Source organism: Thauera aromatica, assembly GCF_023093595.1.
Classification (GTDB): Bacteria; Pseudomonadota; Gammaproteobacteria; order Burkholderiales; family Rhodocyclaceae; genus Thauera; species Thauera aromatica_A.
Genome location: NZ_JALLIK010000006.1, coordinates 1 through 539, shown reverse-complemented (window position 1 = coordinate 539; position 539 = coordinate 1). Strand labels below are relative to the sequence as shown.

1 pseudogene is annotated in these 539 nt (G+C 66.2%); it reads right to left on the bottom strand.

Annotated features, from left to right (window positions below):
- Positions 1–110: 110 nt before the first annotated feature.
- Positions 111–431 (bottom strand): annotated as a pseudogene (locus MXC99_RS00235) (23S rRNA (cytosine(1962)-C(5))-methyltransferase RlmI); the annotation flags it as partial.
- Positions 432–539: the final 108 nt, after the last annotated feature.

The following is a 539-nucleotide window of genomic DNA, read 5'->3' as shown; positions in this document are numbered from 1 at the left end:
TACAAACGTGCCACCACAGCACTTTTGCGATCATGGCCTTCAAACCCGCGCCGGAACTGGAGTCACTTTCCGAAAAGGCGCGAAAATCGGGGTTAAGTGTCGAACCCCGGCAGCCCGGCGACGATCGCCTCGCGCCATTTGTCGGCGCCCGCGCTGGTGAGCTGCAGCACCACCACCTCGCCATAGCGGTCGGCGATCACGCCCGGCAGGCCGTCCGATTCGCCGTGGATCAGGCGCACGCCTTCCTCCCCGCGCAGCGCCGGAATCGCCGCCCGGCGCGCGACCGAAGCGGCCACCGCGCGTTTGAAGAAGGCATGGTCGATCGCCGCCTCGGCATCGAAACTCCACACCCGGGCGCGGATCTGCGAAGCGGGCGAGAACGCGGCACGGGCCAGCGCCTTGCCCTCGGCCGACAGCACCGTCACCGTATCGTAAGCGGTAACTGCCCGGCGTCCTTGCCTACTTCGAGATTTCGAAGAGATCGGATCGCAGCGGATTGGCCGCGAAGTGTTGCTTCCACAGCCTTGGGGTGAGCTGCG